The following is a 24,471-nucleotide window of genomic DNA, read 5'->3' as shown; positions in this document are numbered from 1 at the left end:
CCCCCGGGACGTGCATCTGGTTGTCTACAGACCTCAAGAGAGAACGCCATGCCGCACCTTGTCGCTTCCCGCATTTTTCGCTTCCAGCATTGCCGCTGCCCGGCGGCCCTCCCGGTTTCATTTCCCCGCAATGCAAGACCATCCATGCCGTTCGCACGGCGTGTGGCTGGCCGCATCCCGCATCGCGTCCTTCCCGCTTTCCAACCCCAGAGAGTGCCCATGAAATCCATCCCTGCCATGAAACCCGCGCGCCGCGCTGCGCTGGCCTTCTGCTTCGTCACCGCTTTCGGCGTGGCCGCCGGCAACGCGGCGGCCGCCGACAAGATCACGTTCCTCACCTCCTGGTATGCCCAGGCCGAACACGGCGGCTTTTACCAGGCGCTGGCCGAAGGCATCTACCGCAAGCATGGCCTCGACGTCACCATCAGGATGGGTGGCCCGCAAGTGAACGGCATGCAGCTGCTGGCCAGCGGCCAGGCCGACTTCTTCATGGGCTACGACCTGCAGGTACTGAAAAGCGTGGAGCAGGGGATCCCCGCCACCACGGTGGCGGCCAGCTTCCAGACCGACGCGCAAGGCATGATGACGCATACCGACGTGAAGGGCCTGGCCGGCCTGAAGGACGGCAAGACGGTGCTGGTGTCGACCTCGGGGCGCACCACGTGGTGGCCGTGGCTGAAGGCGAAGTATGGCCTGACCGAGGCGCAGGGCCGGCCCTACACGTTCAACCTGCAGCCATTCCTGGCCGACCCCGATGTCGCCCAGCAGGCCTACCCGTCGTCCGAATTGTTCCAGGCCGCGAAGGCCGGCGCGAAAACCAATTTTCATCTGTTCGCCAGCGACGGCTATCCGCCGTACGGCACCACCGTGGTCGCCATGCAGAAGCTCGTGAAGGACAAGCCGGACGTCGTCGCCCGCTTCGTGCGTGCCTCGATGGAAGGCTGGAAAAGCTACCTGGCCAATCCGGCGCCGGCCAATGCGCTGATCAAGAAGGAAAACCCGAACATGAAGGACGACCAGCTGGCCTACGCCGTCGGCAAGCTGAAGGAATACAGCTTCGTCACGGGCGGCGACGCGGCGCAGCAGGGCATCGGCACGATGACGGACGCGCGCTGGCGGCGCACGTATGACTTCATGGTGTCGGCCGGCCTGCTGAAGAAGGAAACCGACTGGAAACAGGCCTACACCACGCAGTTCGTCAAGGGCCTGAACGTCATGCCCTGAGCAGCAGCGCCCTTGCAGTACCCCGGGCGAAGGCGACCATTCTGGCACGCCGGCCCACCTTGTAACAGGAGTCAACCATGCTCGTCACCCAACAGAAAGTCCTGCGCAAATTCTGGTATGCGCTGATGCCGATGTCCGCGCTGGACAAGGGCCCGCAGCCATTCAAGCTGCTGGGCGAAAACATCGTCGTGTGGAAGGGCGCCGACGGCAAGCCCGCAGCGCTGCGCGACCGCTGCTGCCACCGCACCGCGAAGCTGTCGAAAGGCTTTGTCGAGAACGGCAACATCGTGTGCGGCTACCACGGCTGGACCTACGATTGCTCGGGTACCTGCGTGCGCATCCCGCAAAACCCCGATGCGAGCATCCCGGCCGGCGCGCGCGTGCCGGCCTACCATTGCGACGAGCGCTATGGCTATGTGTGGGTGGCGCTGGACGAGCCGCTGCAGCCGATCCCGTACTTCCCCGAGGAAGAGGCGCCCGGCTACCGGCGCATCCTGCAGTTCTACGAACAATGGAAGACGTCGCCGCTGCGCGTGATGGAAAACTCGTTCGACAATTCGCATTTCAGCTTTGTGCACAAGGCGAACTTCGGCATGATCGACAACCCGGTGCCGGCAAAGTACGAATTCCGGCCGAACGACTGGGGTTTCGAGGCGGAGACCCACGTGCCGGTCAGGAACCCGGAAGCGAGCTTCCGCATCACCGGCACCACCGAGCCGGTCACCGAACGGCACCTGACGAACCGCTGGTACATGCCGTTCTCGCGGCGCTTCGGCTGCGTATATCCGGCGTCGGGCATCCATCACATCATCTACAACTGCGCCACGCCGATCGACGACGGCACGCTGATGCTGGTGCAGTGGCTGTACCGCAACGACAGCGAGGAAGCCTGCACGACGCAGGAACTGATCGACTGGGACCGGCCGATCACGACGGAAGACCGCGACATCCTGGAAGCCACCGATCCCGATGCCTGCGTCGATACGCGGCGCCGCGTCGAATTCCACATGGAGTCCGACAAACCGGGCCTGATGATGCGCCGCATGCTGATGGACCTCTTGAGCCGGCATGGCGAATCCGAAGTGCACAACCCGCCGGAGGCATGATGAAACGCGACGACGAGCTGCTGCTGGCCGGGGCGGCGACCGCGGCTTCCCCGGAGCCGGCGGTGCTGTACGCCAATGGGGTGGAAAAAACCTATCCCAACGGTACCCGCGCGCTGGACCGCGTGAAGCTGCGCATCGGGCGCGGCGAATTCGTGTCGCTGCTGGGGCCTTCCGGCTGCGGCAAGAGCACGCTGCTGAAGATGTTCGCCGGACTGGAAACTCCGTCGGCCGGCCACGTACGCTGGTGGGGCGAGGGCATGGCCACCGTCGATACGCCCGGCCGCACGCTGGCCATGGTGTTCCAGGAAGCGACGCTGATGCCGTGGGCGAAGGTGCTCGATAACGTGCGCCTGCCGCTCGACCTGAAGGGCGTGCCGCGCGCGCAGGCGATGCCGCGCGTCGAGCAGGCGCTGGACCTGGTGGGCCTGGCGAAGTTCGGCCACGTCTATCCGCGCGAACTGTCCGGCGGCATGCAGATGCGTGCGTCGATCGCCCGGGCGCTGGCCACCGAGCCGAACCTGCTGCTGATGGACGAGCCGTTCGGCGCCCTGGACGAGTTCACCCGCAACCGGCTCGATGCCGACCTGCGCGACCTGTGGGCCCGGCGCGACCTGACCGTGGTGTTCGTCACGCACAGCATCTACGAGGCGGTGTACCTGTCGTCGCGCGTGGTGGTGATGGCGGCGCGGCCCGGCCGCGTGATCGCCGACGTGGCCATCAAAGGGCCGCGCGTGCGCGACGACGATTTCCGCATCTCGCCGGGCTTCATGGCTTATTGCAAGCAGCTGTCCGACCTGCTGGTCGAGGCCAACGGCCATCACTGAGGAGAACCGCCATGCTGAAACAACCCCTGATCGCCGATGCGCGCGTTCGCCGCGCACTGGCGCCGCTGGCGCTCGGCCTGCTGCTGCTCGCGGTGTGGCAGGCCGTCTGCGTGACGCTGCAGGTGCCGGTCTACCTGGTGCCGTCGCCGGCCGCCATCGCCGGCACGCTGGCCGACGACTGGCAACTGCTGCTCGATGCGCTGCTCGTCACCTTGCGCATCACGTTCTTCGCGTTCACGCTGGCCACGGTGGTGGGCGTGGCCGTGGCGTTCCTGTTCGTGCAGAGCAAGCTGCTTGAAGCCTGCCTGTTCCCGTACGCGATCCTGCTGCAGGTGACACCGGTGGTGGCGATCGCGCCGCTGATCATCATCTGGGTCAAGACGCCGGCCGCCGCGCTGACGATCTGCGCCACGATGATGGCCGTGTTCCCGATCATCTCGAACACCGTGCTGGGCCTGCGCAGCGTGAACCCCGGCCTGCTGAACCTGTTCCGGCTGAACCGCGCCACGCGCTGGCAGGTGCTGGTGCGGCTGCGCGTGCCGAGCGCGTTGCCCAGCTTCTTCGGCGGGCTGCGCATCGCCAGCGGGCTGGCGCTGATCGGCGCCGTGGTCGCCGAGTTCGTGGCCGGCACGGGCGGCAGCAGCACCGGGCTGGCCTACCAGATCCTGCAGGCCGGTTTCGAACTGAACATCCCGCGGCTGTTCGCGGCGCTGTTCATGATCACCGTCACCGGCGTACTGCTGTTCGCGCTGATGTCGACGCTGGCCCGCGTGTGCCTGGCCCACTGGCATGACAGCGAGGCCGAAGCATGATGGCCACGCTCACGGTGCGGGTGGCCCGCAAGTGGCGCGAGGCCGACCGCGTGCACGCCTTCGAACTGCGCGATACGGATGGCGCGGCGCTGCCGGCCTTCACTGCCGGTGCCCACGTGGATGTGCACCTGCCGGGTGGACTGGTGCGCCAGTACTCGCTGTGCAACGATCCGCGCGACACCGCGCGCTACGTCATCGCCGTGCTGCTGCAGGAGGGCGCCGGATCGCGGGCAATGCACGCGCTGGAAGAGGGCGCTCTCGTCACGATCGGCACCCCGCGCAATCACTTCGGCCTCGATGCCGGCGCGCGGTGCTCGCTGCTGGTGGCCGGCGGCATCGGCATCACCCCGCTGCTGGCGATGGCTGAACGGCTGAACATGCTCGACCACCATTTTGCCCTGCATTATTGCGTGCGGTCGGTGGGCGCGGCCGCGTTCACCAGCCGCCTGCGCGAGGCGGCCTATGCCCATTGCGTGCGCGTGCATGCGGACGACGGTCCCGCGTCGCAGCGGCTCGACCTGACTGCGCTGCTGGACGGCGCCTGTGCCGGCACCCACCTGTACGTGTGCGGCCCGGCCGGCTTCATCGCCATGGTGAAGGCGGCGGCGCTCGCGCATGGCCTGGCGGCCGGGCGCATCCATGTCGAACATTTCGCCAATGCTGGCGCGAGCGCCGACGTGTCGTCGTTCGATGTGCGGCTCGCCAACAGCGGCAAGACCATCGCCGTGCCGGCCGGGCAGAGTGTCGTCGACTGCCTGGCGGCGCATGGCGTGGCGATTCCGGTGTCGTGCCGGCAGGGCGTGTGCGGCAGCTGCCTTACCACCGTGCTGGAAGGCGAGCCGGATCACCAGGACTGCTATCTCACCGATACCGAGCGGGCGCTGGGCGACCGATTTCTACCGTGCTGCTCGCGTTCCAGGACGCCGCTGCTGGTGCTGGACCTTTGAAAGACAACGATGAATGATTTCTTGATCAAGAACGCCGCCGCGATCGTGACCGGCTTGCAGGGCGAGGCCGCGCGCCATGCCGGCCCGGACATCCGCGTGGTGAACGGCCGCATCGCCGCGCTGGGCCGGCTGGAGGCGCTGCCGGGCGAGCGCGTGGTCGATGCCACCGGCTGCGTCGTCTACCCGGCATGGGTGAACACGCACCACCACCTGTTCCAGTCGCTGCTCAAGGGCGACGCGGCCGGCATCGACCTGCCGCTGACGCCGTGGCTGGCCGCGACGCCGTACCGCTTCCGCGCCGCGTTCGACGAGCACCTGTTCCGGCTCGCCGCACGCATCGGTCTGGTCGAACTGCTGCGCTCCGGCTGCACGACGGTGGCCGATCATAACTACCTGTACTGGCCCGGCATGCCGTTCGACGGTTCGGCGATCCTGTTCGAGGAGGCGGAGCGGCTGGGCATGCGCTTCGTGCTGTGCCGCGGCGGTGCCACGCAGACGCGCCAGCTGGAAGCCGACTTGCCCGCCTGCCTGCGGCCGGAAACGCTCGATGGCTACCTGGCCGACATGGAGCGCATCGCGCAGCGCTGGCACGATCCGGCGCCGGACGCGATGCGCCGGGTGGTGATGGCGCCGACGACGCCGCTGTACTCGATGACGCCACCCGAGCTGCGCACCGTGGCGGCAGAAGCGCGGCGGCTGGGCATCCGGCTGCACAGCCATTTATCGGAAACCGTCGAGTACCAGAATGCCGCGCACGGCAAATACGGCACGACGCCGGTGCGCTTCGCCGCCGAGCAGGACTGGCTGGGCAGCGACGTGTGGTTCGCCCACCTCGTCAAGCTGGACGACGAGGAAATCGCGCTGCTGGGTGCCACCGGCACCGGCGTCGCCCACTGCCCGCAATGCAACGGGCGCCTGGGCAGCGGCATCGCGCCGATCCGCCAGCTGGAGGCTGCCGGCGCCGCGATCTCGATCGGCGTCGACGGCGCTGCCTCCAACGAAGCGGCGGACATGATCTCGGAAACCCACGCCGCCTGGCTGATGCAGCGCGCGCGGGGCGGCCAGGACGCGCGGCCCGTCCACCGCGGCGGCACATTCGAAGGCGGCGCCGGCGCCGCCACCATCGACGACGTGGTGCGCTGGGGCACGCGCGGCGGCGCGCAAGTCCTTGGCCTCGATGGCCTGGGCGCGCTGGAAGTGGGCATGGCGGCCGACATCGCCGTCTACAGCCTGGATGACCCGCGCTACTTCGGGCTGCACGACATCGCCATCGCCCCCGTCGCCTCCGGCGGCCGCCCCGCGCTGCGCCTGCTCACCGTGGCCGGCAAGCCCGTCGTCGAACACGACGCCATCCCCGACCTCGACCTGCGCGAACTGGCCGCCGACGCCCGCGCCGCCGTCGCCCGGTTGCTGCGCTGAAACCTGTTGTAAAAAACTTGGGGACTATGCCCGCGGCGGGGACTGTCCCTGTTGTAAAAATGTTGCCAAAAACCGGGGACTGTCCCTTTTCTCAGGAAATATTTCCAAGAATCGGGGACGGTCCCCTGTTGTAATACAACCAGCGCTTGGCGGCAGGCTTATTGGCATGGACGGTTTGCGGAGCGAATCGCTTATACGATAAGGCTGGAATCAGCTGGGGACAGTCCCTTTTTAAAGGAAATATTTCCCGAAAAAGGGGACTGTCCCCGGTGTTGTCCCTGTTGTAAAACAACCAGCGGGCGGGGCTGTGCTGCTAGCGGGGCGGGGTGTCGACGAGGGCGATGCGTCGGCGGATGCGGGCGGCTTCGTCGGTGTCGCCGGCCTTGTCTGCGCGCAGGGCCTGCACGTTCAGCCAGGCGAGCAGGGGGCGGCGCCAGCCCTGGTCGGAGGACGTGGCGATCGCCTGGGCAATCAGATCGGGCGTGGCGCGGTTGGCCTTGAACAGCGCACCGGCGGCGACCAGTTGCGATAGCGGATCGGCGATGGCTTTCACGGCTGCGACCGCCGCGGTGTCGGATGCGGCGGCCAGCACGGCGCGCTGCGGCTCGGGCAGCAGTGCCGCGTCGGCGGGGCGGGCGCTGCCGGTCAGGTAGCCGGCATAGGCGATGTCGGCCGCCGATGCGTCCGCTCCCAGCGCGGCGAAGCCCGTGCATTCGTCGAACACCAGCGCGGCGGTGCGTGCCGCGCAGCGGATCAGCTCCGCGCGAATCAGCAGGTCGACCTTGCCGGTGGCGGCGATATCGTCGCGGGCATGGGCGAATTCGTTCTGCTCGACGAGGTCGCGGCCCGCCATGTACGCACTGGTCGACCGTTCCAGCGCGCTCTGCGCATTCATCTTCCAGTCGGGAACGGGCGGCCCGCTGCTGCAGGCGGCGAGCAGCACGGACAGGGCAAGCACAGGGGCGAGTTTCATGGCAGCTTGATCTCCGCTTCCCGCTTGAACGGCCACTTGCGGTTGATCTCGTTGACGAGCTGCTCGATCTTGCGCAGGTTGGCATCGACGTCGGCGCGCAGCGCGCCCAGGTCCTCGGTAGCCACGCGGGCATTCTGGCCGACGGCCTGTGCTTCTTCCAGCACCGCGTCGAGCTTCTTCATGCTGGCGCGCGCGTCGGCCAGCAGGCCGTTCAGCTGCACGATCGCGGCCTGCGCATCGGTCGCCACGCCCTTGTCGCCGAAGACCTTGCTGTCCGCATTGCCCACCAGGCGGTCGGCCCGCACGATCAGCGAGTTGGCGTTGGCCAGCAGCTCGCGCGCCTTGCGGTCCTCGCCGGCGATCAAGCCCATCGCGCCGCCCGGCCCGTTCAGCTTCTCGGTCACGCCCTGCACATTGGCCAGGCTCTGGCCGAGCGACGAATCGGCGGCCGTCAGCGCCGTCACGTTGGTGAGGATGTCGCGCGCGGCCGACAGCAGCCGCGGGATCTCGGCCGCCACATCGCCCACCAGCAGCGGACGCTCGGCCTTGTCCGGCAGCGGCGGATCGGTGGGAATGCCGGTGAACGCGCGCAGCTTCGCGCCGCCGACGATGCCTTTTTCCAGCGTGAAGATGCTGCTCGAGCGCAGCCAGTGCGCATCCTTCTCGGGCACGTCGACCAGTACGCGCGCCTTGCCCTCGCGCGACAGCTCGATGCTGCGCACGCGGCCGATCGGGAACCCGGCGAACGTCACGTCCATGCCGACCACCACGCCTTCGGAATCGTCGGCGGCGAGCACCAGGCGTTGCGTGGGTTCGAAGGCGCCGCGCGCATACAGCAGGTACAGCGCGGCGCCGGCGAGCAACGCCACCATCAGGATCAGCAGCAGCGCCGCCTTGATCTCGGCATTGCGCACCGGTGCGGGTTCGGATGGCGCTGCCGGGGCGGGAGGGGAGGTATCGGTCATGTCAATCAGCAGGAATCAGTAGTAGTTGCCCATCAGGGAAGCGGCTTCGATCAGCAGGACCACGGAAAACATCCGCACCATGTCGGCCAGCCCGTGCGTGGAGCGCAGCCGCGCCGCGAACGGGTTGGCGGCCGCGTCGTAATACGACGATGCCAGCGGGATGATGCCCACCGCCAGCGAGAAAAAGAAAATCTTCAGCATCAGGATCAGCGCCACGGCCGGGTTGAAGATCTGCCCCACCACGCGCGTGTAGCCGCGCAGCGCGTAGGGCGTGAAGCCGTAGATGATCAGGTAGGCCAGCACCAGCGTGAGGATGCAGCTCACGGCGGCCAGCAGCCAGACGGCGAAGATGCCGGCCGACGCGCGCGGATAGAACTCGCGGCGCAGCGCCTCGCCCGGATCGGCGGCGGGGCCGGCCGATCCCGCCGGGGCGGCAGCGGCCGCGGCAAGCCGCCGCTGCGCGAATTCGACGCCCGCCGGCAGCGTGCTGCGCAGCGCCACGAACAGTGCGGCCGTCAGCGGGATCAGTTCCAGCACGAGCACGCGCACGACCATCTCCAGCGCATAGCCGGACAGGCCGTACGACGTGGCCGTGACGACGACGATGCGGATGATGACGAGGCTGATCAGCGCCGACAGCACGCAAAACCACAGCAGGTTCGGCGCCGTGCCCAGCACCAGGTGGTTGGCCAGTGCGCGGTGGTTGTCGCGGCGATACGTGGAGGGCGCGGCGCCGCGGGCCAGGATCAGCGCGGCGAACTGCAGCAGGCGCCACCAGCTGGTGAGCCAGATCATCGTGGCGCGGTGCAGCCGCGCCAGCGACGGGAACAGTGATGCATGGGTGGACATATTGCGATCTTATCATCCAATAACGGGATCTACGGCACAGGATGGCCGAACCGGGCAACGATCGCATCGGCCACGGCCCGCACCCGCGCGCTGCGATGCAGGTCGCCGTGCATCACGAGGTACATGTCGTACTGGTGCACCCGGTCCGGGAAGATGCGCACCAGCCGCGTATCCTGCTCCGCCATGTGCACCGGCAGCTCGGCGATGCCGATGCCGGCGCGCGCCGCTTCCATCAGCATGAGCCCCGTGTTGGCTTCGAGCGCGATGCGCGCGCCGGCCACCGGTACACCCGCCACGTGGGTGGCCTGGCGCGGCGCCACCGAGGCGTGATAGACCACGAGGTCGTGGCCGGCCAGGCCAGCCTCGATGCGCGGCGTGCCCCGCGCGCGCAGGTAGGCCTTGCTGGCATACAGGCCGGACGTGCGCCGCGCCAGGTGGCGCGACACCAGGTCGGGGTCGGTGGGCTTGAGCGTGCGCACGGCGAGGTCGGCCTCGCGCCGTGTCAGGTTCGTCACGGCCGTCGTCACGTGCAGCACCACGCGGATGTCCGGGTGTTCGGCATGCAGCGCGCGGATCGCATCCATCACGAAATACTGCGCCATCGTATCGGTGGTGGCCACCCGCACCGTGCCGGACAGCCGGTTGTCGATGCCCTGCATTTCCCGCTCCAGCTGATGGGCCGCCTGTTCCATTTTCTCGGCGGGACGTGCCGCCATTTCGCCGGCAGGGGTCGGCACGTAGCCCGATGGCGTACGCAGGAACAGTTTCGCGTTCAGCGCCGCCTCCATCGCGGCCAGGCGCCGCCCCGCCGTGGCCTGGTCGATGCCCAGTTGCGCGGCCGCCCCGCGCAGGGTGCCGGCGCGGTAGATGCCCAGGAATATGCGGGCGTCATCCCAGTCCATGCGTCCTCCAGTAATGCATTTTTGCATCAGGGTGCCGATGGTATGCGTGTTTACTGCATCGGACAAGGGGCTTAACCTTTCGGCATCCATTGTGGAGCAAGACCGAGGAGGCACCATGCTGCTGTTCACCCTTGCCATCGGATTCGTGATGGCGATGATCGACGTGACGGCCGTGAACACGGCCCTGTCCGACATTTCCGCCGACCTTGGCGTGCCGCTGGAAGGCCTGGTCTGGGTCGTGGACGGCTACACGCTGACGTTTGCCGCGCTGCTGCTGGCCGGCGGCGCGCTGGCCGACCGCCACGGACCCGGAAGGGTCTACCAGGCTGGCCTGGCCACCTTCGTGCTGGGTTCCGTGCTGTGCGCGCTGGCGCCATCCGGCGCGGCACTGGTCGCGGCGCGGCTGCTGCAGGGCACCGGCGCGGCGCTGTTCATGCCCAGTTCGCTGGCGCTGCTGACGCGCGCCGAGGATGACGAAAAACGCCGCGCCCGGATGTTCGGCACATGGGCGGCGATCGTCAGCGCCGCCGCCACCGTCGGGCCGCTGGCCGGCGGCGTGCTGGTGGAAGCGTTCGGCTGGCGCAGCATTTTCTGGCTGAACCTGCCGCTTGGCCTGCTCGGCATCGCGCTGGCGCAGGTGAAGGTGAAGGTGAAGGCACCCGCGCCGCCACCCCGCGCCCGCGAGCTGCACCTGGCCAGCCATGCGCTGGGTGCCGGCGCGCTGGCGGCGCTGGCGTTCGTGTTGATCGAAGGACCGGTGCTGGGCTGGCTATCCGTGCCCGTCGCCAGCGCGCTGGTCGCCGCCGTTGCGATGGCATGGCTGCTCGTACTGGACGAGCGCGTCGCCGCGCAACCCATCCTGCCGCGCGCGCTGTACGGCATGGCGCCGTTTCGCGCCGCCGTGCTGACGGGCATGCTGATCAATTTCGGCACGTTCGCCCACATGTTCGTCGTCAGCCTGTGGATGCAGGGCGCGCATGGCGCAGGAGCCCTCGACACCGGGCTGGCGATCCTGCCGATGACGGCGGGGGCGGGGTTCGGCAATGTGCTGTCCGGCCGCGCGGTGGCAAGGCAGGGCACGCGGATGCCGCTGCTGGCGGGAATGGGCGGCGGCGCCGTGGCCGCGCTGCTGCTGGCGCAAGCCACGGGCGGTACGCCGCCCTGGCTGGTGATCGCGGGCGGCACGCTGATGTTCGCGGCGGTGGGTTTTGCGATCCCGGCCATGACAGCCACCGTGATGGGTGCCGGCGGCAAGGACAACGCCAGCGCCGCCGGCGCGGCGCTGAATGCCAGCCGGCAGGTCGGCGCGCTGCTCGGCGTGGCCGTGGCCGGCACCATCCTGCATGCTCTGCCCGACTGGGGAGCGAGGCTGGCCATCGTCTACGGCACCATCGCGGCGGCCTATGCGCTGGCCTGGCTCGGCATCCATCGCCACATGCAGCCGGCGGCTGCCGGGACGCTGGCGGCCGCGGTGGCGGATTGACGGATCAGCCGTGCAGCTTGCGCCAGGCGATCATCTCGGCGATCGTCAGGATCGGCATGCCGTGCAGCGCGGCGAAATGTTCGATGTCGTCGCCGCGCATCATCGTGCCGTCCGGGTTCATCAGCTCGCACAGCACGGCGGCCGGTGCCAGCCCGGCCATGATCGCCAGGTCCACCGAGCCTTCCGTGTGGCCGGCGCGGGCCAGTACGCCACCCGGCGTGGCGCGCAGCGGGAACACGTGACCCGGCCGCACCAGGTCATGCGGCCGGGCGTCCGGCGCCGTGGCGGCGCGGATCGTGGCCACGCGGTCGGCGGCCGAAACACCCGTGGTCACGCCATGCCGCGCCTCGATCGACACGGTGAACGGCGTGCCGTAGCGGCTGCCGTTCTCGATCGCCATCGGCGGCAGTTCCAGCTCGCGCACACGGTCGGCCGTCAGGCACAGGCAAACGATGCCGCTGCACTCGCTGATCATCAGGGCCATCGTCTGCACGGTGAGCCGGTCGCAGGCGACGATCAGGTCGGCCTCGTTCTCGCGGTCGAAGTCGTCGAGCAGGATGACGGGCACGCCGGCGCGCATCGCATCGAGCGCCGCGCCGATGCGGGCTTCGAGACTGGTGCCGTAAAGGGCAGGGGAAGTGGTGGTGATTTCTTGGACAGACATTGAAACGCTCCTCGCAATGGCGAAAAACGCTCCAGGGCAAAGCGAACACGCACGCGCCCGGGCGCGCGCTGGTGGCCCAGGCGCGCGCAGGCATGCACAGGTATGCACGTGCGCCGCACATCTTCTTTCATCCGGACTATACCGTCGGCTCCGGCATTTCACCGGATCTGCTGACCCCGTGATGATGGATCATCACGGGCGCTCGCGGGCTCGGCCTGTGACAGCCATACCGCCGGTGGGGAATCGCACCCCGCCCCGAAGACGTAAATTAAGTAAGCCGGCCGCACCTGCGGCGGGCGCGGCGATTGTAGCAGAGCCGTTGCTTTCTGGTGTATCGTGGCGCTTCGCCCACCTGATTGCCCCCATTCCATGAAGTTGAGTCCATTCAAGCTTGCCACCGCCGCCACGCTGCTCGGCGCTTCCCTTCTGGCGCATGCCGCGCCGCTGCCGGCACCGGGCGACACGTTGCCGGTGGCGCCTTATGTGAAGGTGGGCAAGCTGACCAATGGCCTGACCTACTACATCCAGAAGAACGCGCGGCCGGAAAAGCGCCTGGAACTGCGGCTCGTCGTCAAGGCCGGTTCGATCCTGGAAGATGAGGACCAGCTGGGCCTGGCCCACTTCACCGAGCACATGGCGTTCAACGGGTCCACGAACTTCAAGCGCCACGAGCTGGTGTCGTACCTGCAGTCGATCGGTGTCAAGTTCGGGCGCGACCTGAATGCCTACACGAGCTTCGACCAGACCGTGTACATGCTGCCGATTCCCACCGATTCGAAGGAGGCCGTGGAAAAGGGCTTCCTCGTGCTGGAAGACTGGGCGCACGGCATCACGTTCAACGAGGCCGACATCGAAAGCGAGCGTGGCATCGTGCTCGAGGAACTGCGCCTCGGCAAGGGCGCCAACGACCGCATGAACCAGGTGCTGTATCCGAAGCTGTTCAACGGTTCGCGCTATGCCGAGCGCCTGCCGATCGGCAAGGCCGACGTGCTGCGCACCTTCAAGCCCGATGCCATCAGGCGCTTCTACCGCGACTGGTACCGGCCCGACCTGATGGCCGTGATGGTGGTGGGCGACATCGATCCGGCCGAGGCGGAAAAACTGATCAAGGCGCATTTCGGCAAGTTGAAGAATCCGGAAAATCCCCGGCCGCGCGAGTATGCGGTGATCCCGGAACGCAAGACCGATGAAGGGCTCGTCGTCACCGACCGCGAAGCGCCGGCCGACGTGCTGTATATCCGCTACCCGATCGTGCCGCATCCGGAAGACCCCACGTATGCGGGCTACCGGCGCGACCTCGTCGAGAAACTGGTCGGCGCGATGCTGAGCCAGCGCATCATGGAACTGACGCAGCAGGCCGACCCGCCGTTCATCCAGGGCGGCAGCGGCATGGGCAAGGTGGTGCGCGGCTACCGCTCGTTTTCCGTGAGCGCGCTGCTCGGCAAGGGCGGCCACGTGCCGGCGATCAACGCGCTGGTGCAGGAAGACGAACGCGCGCGGCAGTTCGGCTTCACCGCCTCGGAACTGGACCGCGCCAAGAAAACCATGCTGCGCGGTTACGAGCGCATGTATGCCGAACGCGACAAGTCCGACTCGGCCGCGTTCGTGAACGAATACATCCGCAATTTCCTCGAGGGCGAACCGATCCCGGGCATCCAGAACGAGTATGCGTACGCGCAGGCGCTCGTGCCGGGCATCACGCTCGACGAAATCAATGCAACGGTGCGCGACGCCATCCCTTCCGACGACAAGAAGCTCGTCATCCTGATGGGCGGCATGAAGGACCGGCTGCCGCCGACCGGCAACGAGCTGCTGGCCGCCGTCGACAATGCGCACAAGCTCACCGTGACGGCCCGCGAGGACAAGGCCTTCGGCAGCAACCTGCTGGAGAAACCGCCCGCACCCGGCCGCATCGTGGCCGAGAAGGAAAACAAGGCCCTCGGCACCACGGAGCTGACGCTGTCGAACGGCGTGAAGGTGGTGCTCAAGCCCACCGATTTCCGCAACGACCAGGTGCTGATGAGTGGCGTGCGCTTCGGCGGCCAGTCGCTGTTCGGCAAAGACGATATCTTCAATGCCCGCTATGCCAGCGTGGTGATGGCGCAGATGGGCGCGCTGAACCACCCGCCGGCCGACCTGCAGAAGATCCTGGCGGGCAAGAGCGTGAGCGCGGCCGTGACGATGTCCGACCTGACCGAGAACGTGGCCGGCAATGCCGGCAGCGCCGACATCGAAACGCTGCTGCAACTGACGCATGCGAAACTCACGCAGCCGCGCCGCGACGAGGCACTGTTCCAATCATTCCTCGCGCGCCAGCGCGATGCCGCGCTCAACGCGATGGCCCGGCCCGAGGCGGAATTCTCCGACACCGTGCGTTCCGCGCTGTACGGCGACCATCCGCGCGTGCCGCGCACGCCGCGGCCGGAAGACTTCGACAAGGTTCAGCTCGACCGCGTGCAGCAGATCTACCGCGAGCGCTTTTCCAGCGTGAAGGACATGACGTTCTATTTCATCGGCAGTTTCGATGCCGCGAAGCTGAAACCGCTGCTGGCCACTTACCTGGCATCGCTGCCGGCACCGGATATTCCGGTGGCCTGGCGCGATACCGGCGTGCGGCCGGTGCGCGGCGTGGTGAAGAAGGAGGTGCGGCGCGGCAGGGAAGCCAAGAGCAATGTGTCGATCTCGTTTACCGGCGAGGCCGAATTCTCGCAGGCCGCGCAGATCGGCATGCAGGCGATGGTGGAAGTGCTGAACCTGCGGCTGACCGACGTGCTGCGCGAGCAGCTCGGCCTGATTTATGGCGGTGGCGCCAGCGGCGGTATCGCGAAACTGCCGTACGCGAATTATTCGGTGGCGCTGGCATTGCCGTGCGGGCCCGAGAACGTGGAAAAGGTGATTGCCGCCGCGTTCGCGGAAATCCGCAAGCTGCAGGAACATGGCCCGGAAGCGGCCGACCTGGCGAAAGTCAGGCAGAACTGGCTGACCAGCCACCGGCGCGCCCTGCGCGAGAACGGGTACTGGATGGCCCAGTTGCAGGCGGCCCACCTGAACGGCTTCCCGCCGGAATCCATCCTCGACTTCGAAGAGCGGGCCATGGCCGTGACGCCGGCACAGGTACAGGCGGCCGCGCAACGCTACTTCGACTTCAACAATTACGTGCAAGTCGTGCTGTATCCGGAAGCAAAATAATGCCTGCCGCCGCGGCGCTCTGCCGCGGCAGTCCCATCCCGCCCATCGCGCCCCGCCGATTGCCGCTCCCATCGGTGCCGCAACTCATCGATTGCTGTAATCCGTTTAATGCTCATGCATTTTATTGCTGCATTGCCGCGATAATGTGTGAGTTTTCGGCGGTATTTCTACTGCTATGATTTCCTTGGCCGGAAGTTAATCGTGCTTCCGTTGATAGCGTTTCATAAGCTGCTGATTCGAATGCGTTTTCATATATCGAAATTCGATTTTCGATGAATGCGCCAGTCCAGAACAATATGCGTTGAAATAATATGCGGATGTTTTGACTTTATTTGCATCGGTTTCATGAACAGCTGCCCGGACCTGATCCAGGCACGGGAGCGACAATGATCGGCATTCCCTACGTGACCCTGGCCCTGGCAATGATCGCCGGTATGCTGGCAGTGCTGTTATCAGTGATGAGTTCGCCCAAATACCTGGCCGTGTTCGTGCTGACGATCATGTCGGGGCTGCTGGCGGCCGCCAGCGCCGTGCACTTCTGTCGCACGAAGTCGCCGCTGATGTTCGTGTCATTGCTGCCCGGCCTGTTCGGCGTGTATGCGATCGCCGACGTGTTCACCCGCCTGCTGGGCGGCGTGCGCCTGCTGGACCTGCTCGATCTGCTGGGCTGATGCGGCGGTGCGGATTTGGCGTGACCCTTGGCTTGACCCTTGGCGTGTCCCTTGCCGTCGCCTTGTGCACGTGACATGAATGCGGCGCGAGGCGCCACGCGCTCTGTGCTAGCCTTGTGCCATCGCGCCAAGCGCCATGCCCTGATACCGCCATGTGGAAGAGATTCCTGCTCGCACTCGTCATCCTTGCCGCCGTCGTCAGCGGCCTCGCACTCATGCAGCCCGATACATTCCGCATCGAACGCAATGCATTGATCAAGGCGCCTCCGGAACGGGTGTTCGCCTACCTGAACGATTTCCACCAGTGGCCTGCCTGGTCGCCGTGGGAGCGCCTGGATCCGGCCATGGAGCGCGCTCATGATGGCGCACCGCGCGGGCAGGGCGCGATCTACACCTGGAACGGCAACGACGACGTGGGGGAGGGCAGGATGGAGATCGTCGAAAGCACGCCGCCGCGCATGCTTGCCATCCGGCTCGATTTCACCAGGCCGTTCGAATCGCACAACCAGGTGCGCTTCGTGCTGACGCCACGGCCGGACGGCACGGCGGTCAGCTGGGCGATGACCGGCGAGAGTCCGTTTGCAATGAAGCTGGTGGGCGTGTTCACCAGCGTGGAAGACATGGTGGGGCCGGACTTCGAGCGGGGGCTGGCGCAATTGAAGGAAGCCGCCGAAAAGCCGCGCTGACCGGGGGCTCGCGCCGCCATGCCCGAACCCTGCATCCTCGCCATCGACAACGGCACGCAAAGCGTGCGCGCACTGCTGTTCGACGCGCGCGGCGAACTGGTGGCGAAGGCGCAGGTGCCGTTGCAGGCATATTACGCGGACCAACCCGGGTGGGCCGAGCACAAGGCCGAAGGCTACTGGGAAGCAGTATGCGAGGCGTGCCGCCGCCTGTGGCTCATCGCGCCGGCCGCGCGCGGCCGGATCGTCGGCGTGGCCGTGACGACGCAGCGCGGCACCGTCGTCAATGTCGACGAGCAGGGCCGCCCGCTGCGGCCGGCAATCACGTGGCTGGACCAGCGCCGCACGAACCTGGCGCAGGTGCCGCGCGTCGGGCCGCTGTGGCGCATGGCGTTCCGCCTGGCCCGCGTCGACGGCACGCTGCGCTACTTCCAGCGCGAAGCCGAGATCAACTGGATCGCCGCGCACGAGCCGGATGTCTGGCAGCGCACCCACAAGTTCCTGCTGCTGTCCGGTTACCTGAACTTCCAGCTGTGCGGCCGTTTCATCGATTCGACCGGGTCGCAGGTCGGCTACGTGCCGTTCGACTACCGCCGCCACCGCTGGGCCGGCCCGCGGGACTGGAAATGGCAGGCGCTCGCGATCCGGTCCGGCATGCTGCCGGACCTGGTGCCGCCCGGCACGGTGATCGGCGCCATCACGCCGGCCGCGGCGGCGGCCACCGGCATCCCGGCCGGCCTGCCGCTCGTTGCCGCCGCGGCCGACAAGGCCTGCGAAGTCATCGGCGCCGGCGCGCTGGCACCGCACATCGCCTGCCTGTCGTATGGCACCACCGCCACGATCAACACCACCAGCACGAAGTATGTCGAGGTCACGCGCTTCATTCCGCCCTATCCGGCCGCGCTGCCCGGCGCCTGGAGCACGGAGGTGCAGATCTTTCGCGGTTACTGGATGGTGAACTGGTTCAAGGAGCAGTTCGGCGACCGCGAACTGGCTGCGGCCACCGAACACGGCGTGGCGCCGGAGGCATTGTTCGACCGGCTCGTGGACGCGGTGCCGCCGGGATCGATGGGGCTGATGCTGCAGCCTTACTGGAGTCCGGGCATTCGCGTGCCGGGGCCGGAAGCAAAGGGCGCGATGATCGGTTTCGGCGACGTGCACACGCGGGCCCACATGTACCGGGCGATCCTGGAAGGGCTGGCGTATGCGCTGCGCGAGGGCAGGGAGCGCATCGAGCGGCGCAGCGGCACGCGCATCACCGAGCTGCGCGTGGCCGGCGGCGGTTCGCAGAGCAACGCGGCCATGCAGCTGACGGCCGACATCTTCGGCCTGCCGGCCGTGCGCGCGCACGTGCATGAAGCATCGGGCCTCGGGGCCGCGATCGCCGGAGCCGTCGGCCTCGGCCTGCATCGCGATTTCGCCGCGGCCGTCGCGGCGATGACGCGCCCCGGCCGTGCCTTCGCGCCCGATGCCGCGAACCGGCGCATCTACGACCGGCTGTACCGGCGGGTTTACCTGCAGATGTACGGCCGGCTGCGACCTTTATACGAGGACATCGCGGCGATCACGGGTTACCCGCCGCGTCGCTGATCAGTTGCGCCGCCAGCGCCGCGGCCTCGGCTTCGCTGCCCTGGCCATCCTTTCCCCGGGATATGCCGCGCACCTGGTTGCGTCCGCCTTCCTTCGCCGCGTACATCGCGCGGTCGGCGGCCATGAACAACGCCTGTACGCCAGCCTGCTCGGGGTGATGCAGCCCGGGCGCCATCGTGGCCACGCCGATGCTGACGGTGATCCAGGGCGACGTGGGCGACTTCGGGTGCGGCAGTTGCAGCGCCTCGACATGGGCGCGGATCGCCTCGCCCAGCGCCAGCGCCGCGTCGCCCTCCGTTTCGGCGAACAGCAGCACGAATTCCTCGCCGCCGTAGCGCGCCGCCAGGTCGGTGCCGCGCAGCGCATGGGCGCCCAGCGCCTGCGCCACCTGTTGCAGGCACGCGTCGCCGGCGGCATGGCCCAGCGTGTCGTTGTACAGCTTGAAGTGGTCGACGTCGAGCATCACCAGCGACAGCGGCGCGCCGGTGCGCATCGCGCGCTGCCATTCCTTTTCCAGGAAGCTGTCGAAGTGGCGGCGGTTGGCGATCTTCGTGAGCGGGTCCACCAGCGCGGCGCGCTGCAGCGCGTCTTCCGACTGCTTGTGGTGCGTGATGTCGTGCAGCAGGCCGATGAACAGCGGCTGGCGCAGGAATATCGGCGTCAGCGTCAGGTCCATGCATACCGGGCTGCCGTCCATGTGGCGCAGGATGACTTCACGCGTGCCATGGCTGTGCGCCGCGCCGGGCTGCGCCGCGTGACGCGAGAAATAGTCGAGGTAGTCGTAGGCCACCTGGGGATTGAGCAGGTCGCCGATGTGGCGGCCGGCCAGCTCGCCCGGCCCGTAGCCCAGGTAGCCTTCGCAGGCGGGATTCGTGGACTGGATGCGCCCGCACGGCTCGATGATCAGCAGCCCCTCGGCCATCTGGTCGACGATCGTGCGCAGCCGCTCCGCCTGTTCCTGCTGGGTCGCGCTGCTGGCACGGATCTGCAGCTGCATGCGCACCCGGGCACGCACCTCCGCCATGCGCAGCGGCTTGCCGATGTAGTCGATGGCGCCGACGTTGAAGCCGGCCACCACGTCTTCCGTTTCGTTGCGGGCGCTCATCAGGATCACCGGGATGTGCTGCGTGAGCGGATGCGCCTTCAGCAGACGGCACGTCTCGAAGCCGTCCATGCCGGACATCACGATATCCAGCAGGATCAGGTCCGGCAGCACGCGGCGCGCCAGGTCCAGCGCCCGTTCGCCGCTATGGGCGACGAAGGTGTGGTAACCCTGTTCGGCCATCAGCACGCGCAGCGCGGCGAGGTTGTCGGGCGAGTCGTCGACGATCAGGATCGCGGCATCGCGCTGTCCGGTAGGGTTGCCGGCGCCGGTATTTGCTACTGGATCCATGGCGATATTGTTGAGGTGACTATCGTCAGATCATACCGTCAGGAAATTTGGAATGCTTGGGAAAATGCGGGGGATTGGTTAAAAAGATACGAATGCTGGCAAGACTCGCAGGCAAGGTGCATGCGCATCTTGCCTGCGAAACAATACCGATTACATGCGCGCCGCGATCAGCCTGCCCAGCACCGCGATCCCCTGGCGAATCCGCTCGGGTGGCACCGTGACGAACGACAGCCGCAGCGTATTGGTTTCCGGCTCATTGGCGTAGAACGGCGCGCCCGGCACGAACGCGACCTTTTCCTTGATCGCTTCGTCCAGCAGTTCCATCGCGTTGATGTGCGCGGGCAGCGTCACCCAGATGAACATGCCGCCTTCCGGCTTTGTCCACGTGGCGCCGGCGGGGAAGTGCTCGGCCATCGCGTCGAGCATGGCCTGGCACTGGTTGCCGTACAGTTCGCGGATCGTGGGGATATGGCGGTCCAGGAAACCATCCTTGATCACTTCGTGCACGACCATCTGGGTCAGCTGCGCCGTGTGCAGGTCGGCGGCCTGCTTGGCCAGTTCCAGGCGGCGCACCAGCGGCAGCGGGGCCACCACGTAGCCGAGGCGAATGCCTGGCGTCAGCACCTTCGAGAACGAGCCCATGTAGATCACGCCGTCCGGATTCATCGCCACCATTTTCGGCATCGGGGCGCCGCGGTACGACAGGGCACCGTACGGATCGTCCTCGATCAGCGGCAGGCCGAGGCGGGCGCAGGTTTCCACCAGTTCGTGGCGACGCGCGATCGACAGCGTGCGGCCGGTGGGGTTCTGGAAATTCGGCAGCGAGTACAGCAGGCGGGCACCGTCGGCGACCGGCGCGATCGAGGCGGGCACGAGGCCATCGTCATCGGTGCGCACGGAGGCGAATTCGGGGCGATACACGGAAAACGCCTGCAGCGCGCCAAGGTAGCTCGGTGTTTCCACGAGCACGCGGCTGCCTTCGTCGATCAGCACCTTGCCCAGCAGGTCGAGCGCCTGCTGCGAGCCCGATACCATCAGCACCTGTTCCGGCACGATCTTCGCGCCGTCCTTCGAGAGCGAATCGGCGATCCACTGGCGCAGCGGCATGTAGCCGTCCGTCGGGCCATATTGCAGCGCCGTCTTGCCCGTCGTCGTCAGCACCTTGTCGAACGCGGCCTTCATTTCCTCCACCGGGAACGTGGCCGGCGACGGCAGGCCGCCTGCGAAGGAAATGATTTCCGGCTGCTGCGTGATCTTCAGGATCTCGCGGATGAAGGAGCTTTGCAGCTGCTGGGCGCGTTCGGAAAAACGCCATTGGATCGGGTTGGGATTTTCGATTTTCATACGACTCTCTCGGAGAAAGGGCTGCGGGCAATGCCCGGCCAGCGAAAAGCGCGCTTGTGGCGGCTCATGGAGGCGCGGCCGGGTAGGCCGCGCCCTTGATACGGTTCGGAAATTATGCGATCTCGGCGATCATTTCGATTTCCACGCAGGCGCCCATCGGCAGCTGCGCCACGCCGAACGCGGAACGGGCATGGCTGCCGGCGGCGCCGAACACTTCGCCCAGCAGCTCGGAGGCACCGTTCGTGACCAGGTGGTGTTCGGTGAAATCCGGCGTGGAATTCACCAGGCTCATCACCTTGACGATGCGCTTCACGCGGTTCAGGTCGCCGCCGCAGGCTTCCTGCAGCGTGCCGAGCAGGTCGATCGCCACGGCGCGCGCGGCTTCCTTGCCCTCGGCGGTATCGATATCCTTGCCCAGCTGGCCCACCCACACGGCGCCGGCCTTCTTGGCGATGTGGCCGGACAGGAACACGGTGTTCCCGGTTTGCACGTGCATGACGTAGGCGGCGGCGGGTTTGGCCGGTGCGGCCAGCGTGATATCGAGCGACTTCAGTTTTTCGTAGACAGACATAGGGTCTCCTGATGGGTTTGTAAAGTTGTAATAAGTTGCTGAATTTTCGGTATTGTACGACCAGCGCGCTGGTTTGCCACCAGCGCGTCAGCGCCGGACGGCCATGCGGCGGCCCAGCGCCACCGTGCCGATGACGGCCAGCGCGAACAGCAGGTGCGTGGCCTGCAGCGGTTCGTCCAGCACGGCGGCAGCGCCCAGCAGCGTGAGGAATGGCTGCAGCAGCTGCACCTGCCCCACGCGGGCCACGCCGCCGCGCGCCATGCCGCGGTACCAGAACACGAAGCCGACGAACATCGAGAATACGCAGGTGTAGGCGAAACCGGCCCACGCCGCCGGGCCGGCCGCGCCGAGGCTGGCGCCGTGCCGCCAGATATCCCATGCGGCAAGGGGCAGGGCGACGGGCAGCGACAGCAGCAGCGCCCAGCTGATCACCTGCTGGCCACCCAGCGCCTGTGCCAGCCGTCCGCCTTCCGCGTAACCCATGCCCGCCGCCGCCACGGCGCCCAGCATCAATCCGTCCGCCAGGTGCAGCGTGCCGCCGCTCTGGCGCAGCGCGAAGCCGATGACGAGGCCGGATCCGGCCAGGGCCGTGCACCAGAAACCGATGGAGGGCCGCTCGTGGCCGCGCATCGCGGAAAACAGTGCGGTGGCCAGCGGCAGGATGCCGACGAGCACGGCGCCGTGCGATGCCGGCAGCGAGCGCATCGCGATCGACGTCAGCAGCGGAAAGCCGATCACGCAACCGGCCGACACGATGGCCAGCCCCGGCAGGGCGGCACGGCCGGGCAGCGGCGCACGCCGCCACCACAGCCAGAGACCTGCCAGCATGGCGGCCACGACGGCGCGGCCCATCGTGGCGAACATCGGGTCCAGTCCGCTCACCGCCAGCCGGGTAAACGGCAGCGTGAGGCTGAAGATCGCCACGCCGGCCAGCCCAAGCAGCATGCCGGCCGTCTCGTCGGACCGGGCCGGGGCCGTGGGAATCCGGTTCGTGACAGTCGAGCCATTCATGGCGCGCCGTCCGCCGCATGGCCAGCGGCTTCGATGATGCGGTGGAGATGTGGGTGGGTCATGGCAGGAGTGGAATTCGGTACGAGATGGGTGTATCGTAGAAGAAATGGCCAGTACAGTGCCAATACACTTATCCGCATGATTTGAATTACTGTGATGGTGAACGGACCAATACAGCGTGACCAATACAGCGCGACCAATACAGCGTGCTCAATACAGCGCGACCAATCATCGTGACCAATCATCGTGAGCACTGAATCGTGAGCACCCCATCGTTAACACCATATCGTGAACAATACGCTTCCCCTTGCTCCAGCAGTCGGCACGCTCAGCCGCGATGCCGGCGAGTCGCTGACCGACCAGATCGTGCGCACGGTGGCGGCGCGTATCGACGAGCGCGTGCTGCGCAGCGGCAGCCGCATGCCGTCGATCCGCCGCTTTGCCGAAAGCCATGGCGTGTCGCCGTTCACCGTGGTGGCCGCCTACGACAAGCTCGTTGCCCGCGGCTATCTGGAATCGCGGCGCGGCGCCGGTTTCTTCATCCGCGAACGCACGCCGCTGCACACGGCGGTGCCGGCGGCCAGCATGCCGGCACCGGATGGCGAAGTGGCCGGGCATTCGCTGGATGTCGTCTGGCTGGTGCGCAACATGTTCCGCCAGATGCCGCACCAGCAGATGCCCGGCACCGGCGTGCTGCCCAGCGAATGGCTCGACGGCGACAGCGTGGCCAATGCGCTGCGCGCGATCGGGCGCCAGAACGCCAGCCTGCTGCTGAACTATGGCGTGCCGCAGGGCTTCGTGCCGCTGCGCCAGCAGTTGCAGCGCAAGCTGGCCGAGCTGGAAATCGGCGCGGCGCCGGAACAGATCGTGACCACGGCCGGCGTGACGCAGGCGCTGGACATGGTGGCGCGCGAATTCACGCGCCCGGGCGACACGATCCTCGTCGACGACCCGGCCTGGTTCCTGATGTTCGGCTCGTTCGCGGCGCTGGGCGCGCGCGTGATCGGCGTGCCGCGCCTGGCCGACGGACCCGACATCGCGCGGCTGGCCGAGCTGGCGGCGCTGCACAAGCCGAAGCTGTACGTGATCAACTCCGTGCTGCACAACCCCAGTTCCACGTCGCTGTCCGCCGCCAAGGCCTACCAGGTGCTGCGCATCGCGGCCGAACACGACATCACGATCGTCGAGGACGATATCTATTGCGACCTGCACCCCGGCAGCGCCGTGCAGCCGGCCACCCGGCTGGCCGCGCTGGACCAGCTGCAGCGGGTGATCTACCTGTCCGGCTTTTCCAAGACGATGGCGGCGAACCTGCGCGTGGGCTTCATTGCCACGTCCCCCGAACTGGCGCGGCGGCTGGCCGACCGCAAGATGCTGCAGACGCTGACGACGAGCGACATCGGCGAGCGCGCCGTCTACAAGATCCTGTCCGAAGGCGCGTACCGCAAGCACGCCGAGCGCATGCGCACCCGGCTCGACGGCCTGCGTGCACGCACGGTGCGCCAGCTCGAGCGGGTTGGCTTGCAGATCAATATGGCGCCGCCGGCCGGCATGTTCGTGTGGGCCGATGCCGGGTGCGACACCAATATGCTGGCGGAGCGGGCGATGGCTCAGGGCATCCTGCTGGCGCCCGGCAGCCTGTTCTCGCCCAGCCAGCTGCCGTCCACCTTCATGCGGCTGAATGTGGCGGCCATGCAGGACCCGGCGATCTGGCGCTTTCTGGAAAAGGCATTGCGGGAAAAGAGCTCAGGGGCAGGGAGCCGGGGGGCTTTGTCAAAAAGCTCTTGAAAGATAGAATCAGCAGTCCCATATCGCTGAAACTGAAAAATTTCCGGCCAACAAGACTATAGA

At 67.2% G+C, this 24,471-nt stretch carries 21 protein-coding genes and 1 riboswitch; of the genes, 12 read left to right on the top strand and 9 right to left on the bottom strand.

Features of this window, described 5'->3' with window-relative positions; genetic code table 11:
* The first annotated feature begins 219 nt into the window (after positions 1 to 219).
* The 6 genes from ACY65G_RS02075 (at position 220) to ACY65G_RS02050 (ending at position 6,332) form a co-directional block, all read left to right on the top strand.
* A complete protein-coding gene (locus tag ACY65G_RS02075) occupies positions 220 to 1,224 on the top strand; it encodes an ABC transporter substrate-binding protein (RefSeq protein WP_464995701.1) in 1,005 nt (334 codons plus the stop codon).
* Positions 1,225 to 1,301: 77 nt separating this feature from the next.
* Positions 1,302 to 2,330, top strand: coding sequence for an aromatic ring-hydroxylating dioxygenase subunit alpha (locus ACY65G_RS02070; RefSeq protein ID WP_464995700.1), 1,029 nt, complete (start codon positions 1,302 to 1,304; stop codon positions 2,328 to 2,330).
* Positions 2,330 to 3,154, top strand: coding sequence for an ABC transporter ATP-binding protein (locus ACY65G_RS02065; protein WP_464995895.1), 825 nt, complete (start codon positions 2,330 to 2,332; stop codon positions 3,152 to 3,154). The genes ACY65G_RS02070 and ACY65G_RS02065 overlap by 1 nt, the downstream gene beginning before the upstream one ends.
* Positions 3,155 to 3,165: 11 nt before the next feature.
* Positions 3,166 to 3,966, top strand: coding sequence for an ABC transporter permease (locus ACY65G_RS02060; RefSeq protein WP_464995699.1), 801 nt, complete (start codon positions 3,166 to 3,168; stop codon positions 3,964 to 3,966).
* The gene (locus ACY65G_RS02055; RefSeq protein ID WP_464995698.1) at positions 3,963 to 4,913 is read left to right on the top strand and encodes a PDR/VanB family oxidoreductase; all 951 of its coding nucleotides are present in this window, start codon (positions 3,963 to 3,965) and stop codon (positions 4,911 to 4,913) included. Before ACY65G_RS02060 ends, ACY65G_RS02055 begins: the two co-directional genes overlap by 4 nt.
* Before the next feature lie 9 nt (positions 4,914 to 4,922).
* A complete protein-coding gene (locus ACY65G_RS02050; protein ID WP_464995697.1) occupies positions 4,923 to 6,332 on the top strand; it encodes an amidohydrolase family protein in 1,410 nt (469 codons plus the stop codon).
* A gap of 313 nt (positions 6,333 to 6,645) precedes the next feature.
* Here ACY65G_RS02050 and ACY65G_RS02045 read toward each other — a convergent pair whose 3' ends face one another.
* From ACY65G_RS02045 to ACY65G_RS02030, 4 genes are read right to left on the bottom strand one after another with little or no spacing between them, the layout of a single operon-like run.
* Positions 6,646 to 7,305: a hypothetical protein gene (locus ACY65G_RS02045; protein WP_464995696.1), complete on the bottom strand. Its 660-nt coding sequence runs from the start codon at positions 7,303 to 7,305 to the stop codon at positions 6,646 to 6,648.
* Positions 7,302 to 8,270, bottom strand: a complete 969-nt coding sequence (locus tag ACY65G_RS02040) for an MlaD family protein (protein ID WP_464995695.1) — start codon at positions 8,268 to 8,270, stop codon at positions 7,302 to 7,304. Before ACY65G_RS02040 ends, ACY65G_RS02045 begins: the two co-directional genes overlap by 4 nt.
* 15 nt (positions 8,271 to 8,285) lie before the next feature.
* Positions 8,286 to 9,119 carry an MlaE family ABC transporter permease gene (locus ACY65G_RS02035; protein WP_464995694.1) on the bottom strand — a complete coding sequence of 278 codons (834 nt, stop codon included), beginning with the start codon at positions 9,117 to 9,119 and terminating at the stop codon, positions 8,286 to 8,288.
* Positions 9,120 to 9,148: 29 nt separating this feature from the next.
* Positions 9,149 to 10,021, bottom strand: a complete 873-nt coding sequence (locus ACY65G_RS02030; protein ID WP_464995693.1) for a LysR family transcriptional regulator — start codon at positions 10,019 to 10,021, stop codon at positions 9,149 to 9,151.
* A gap of 115 nt (positions 10,022 to 10,136) precedes the next feature.
* Between ACY65G_RS02030 and ACY65G_RS02025 the strand changes: the two genes are divergently transcribed.
* Positions 10,137 to 11,504 carry an MFS transporter gene (locus ACY65G_RS02025; protein WP_464995692.1) on the top strand — a complete coding sequence of 456 codons (1,368 nt, stop codon included), beginning with the start codon at positions 10,137 to 10,139 and terminating at the stop codon, positions 11,502 to 11,504.
* 4 nt (positions 11,505 to 11,508) lie between these two features.
* Here ACY65G_RS02025 and ribB read toward each other — a convergent pair whose 3' ends face one another.
* Positions 11,509 to 12,168 carry a 3,4-dihydroxy-2-butanone-4-phosphate synthase gene (ribB, locus tag ACY65G_RS02020; RefSeq protein WP_464995691.1) on the bottom strand — a complete coding sequence of 220 codons (660 nt, stop codon included), beginning with the start codon at positions 12,166 to 12,168 and terminating at the stop codon, positions 11,509 to 11,511.
* A gap of 115 nt (positions 12,169 to 12,283) precedes the next feature.
* A riboswitch (FMN riboswitch) is annotated at positions 12,284 to 12,435 on the bottom strand.
* Positions 12,436 to 12,537: 102 nt separating this feature from the next.
* Here ribB and ACY65G_RS02015 point away from each other — a divergent pair.
* From ACY65G_RS02015 to ACY65G_RS02000, 4 genes are all read left to right on the top strand, one after another.
* Entirely contained in the window at positions 12,538 to 15,357 is a 2,820-nt protein-coding gene (locus ACY65G_RS02015) for a M16 family metallopeptidase (RefSeq protein ID WP_464995690.1), read from the top strand.
* 386 nt (positions 15,358 to 15,743) lie between these two features.
* Positions 15,744 to 16,028 (top strand): hypothetical protein, encoded by a 285-nt coding sequence (locus ACY65G_RS02010; RefSeq protein ID WP_464995689.1) that lies wholly within the window; start codon positions 15,744 to 15,746, stop codon positions 16,026 to 16,028.
* A 152-nt stretch (positions 16,029 to 16,180) separates the two neighbouring features.
* The gene (locus ACY65G_RS02005; protein WP_464995688.1) at positions 16,181 to 16,714 is read left to right on the top strand and encodes an SRPBCC family protein; all 534 of its coding nucleotides are present in this window, start codon (positions 16,181 to 16,183) and stop codon (positions 16,712 to 16,714) included.
* Between the two features lie 18 nt (positions 16,715 to 16,732).
* Positions 16,733 to 18,301 (top strand): FGGY-family carbohydrate kinase, encoded by a 1,569-nt coding sequence (locus ACY65G_RS02000; RefSeq protein ID WP_464995687.1) that lies wholly within the window; start codon positions 16,733 to 16,735, stop codon positions 18,299 to 18,301.
* Here the strand turns inward: ACY65G_RS02000 and ACY65G_RS01995 are convergent.
* The 4 genes from ACY65G_RS01995 to ACY65G_RS01980 form a co-directional block, all read right to left on the bottom strand.
* Positions 18,276 to 19,694 (bottom strand): diguanylate cyclase domain-containing protein, encoded by a 1,419-nt coding sequence (locus ACY65G_RS01995; RefSeq protein WP_464995686.1) that lies wholly within the window; start codon positions 19,692 to 19,694, stop codon positions 18,276 to 18,278. The two genes, ACY65G_RS02000 and ACY65G_RS01995, sit on opposite strands and share 26 nt — an antisense overlap.
* Positions 19,695 to 19,844: 150 nt before the next feature.
* Entirely contained in the window at positions 19,845 to 21,038 is a 1,194-nt protein-coding gene (locus tag ACY65G_RS01990; protein ID WP_464995685.1) for an aminotransferase-like domain-containing protein, read from the bottom strand.
* Between the two features lie 112 nt (positions 21,039 to 21,150).
* Positions 21,151 to 21,609 carry a RidA family protein gene (locus tag ACY65G_RS01985; RefSeq protein ID WP_130188394.1) on the bottom strand — a complete coding sequence of 153 codons (459 nt, stop codon included), beginning with the start codon at positions 21,607 to 21,609 and terminating at the stop codon, positions 21,151 to 21,153.
* 87 nt (positions 21,610 to 21,696) lie between these two features.
* Positions 21,697 to 22,620 carry a DMT family transporter gene (locus tag ACY65G_RS01980; RefSeq protein WP_464995684.1) on the bottom strand — a complete coding sequence of 308 codons (924 nt, stop codon included), beginning with the start codon at positions 22,618 to 22,620 and terminating at the stop codon, positions 21,697 to 21,699.
* Between the two features lie 288 nt (positions 22,621 to 22,908).
* Between ACY65G_RS01980 and ACY65G_RS01975 the strand changes: the two genes are divergently transcribed.
* Entirely contained in the window at positions 22,909 to 24,408 is a 1,500-nt protein-coding gene (locus ACY65G_RS01975) for an aminotransferase-like domain-containing protein (protein ID WP_464995683.1), read from the top strand.
* The last annotated feature ends 63 nt before the right edge of the window (positions 24,409 to 24,471 follow it).

Source organism: Pseudoduganella sp. jia 12 (assembly GCF_055502675.1).
The sequence above is the reverse complement of the archived record's forward strand: the minus strand, read 5'-3'. Positions and strand labels throughout refer to the sequence as shown.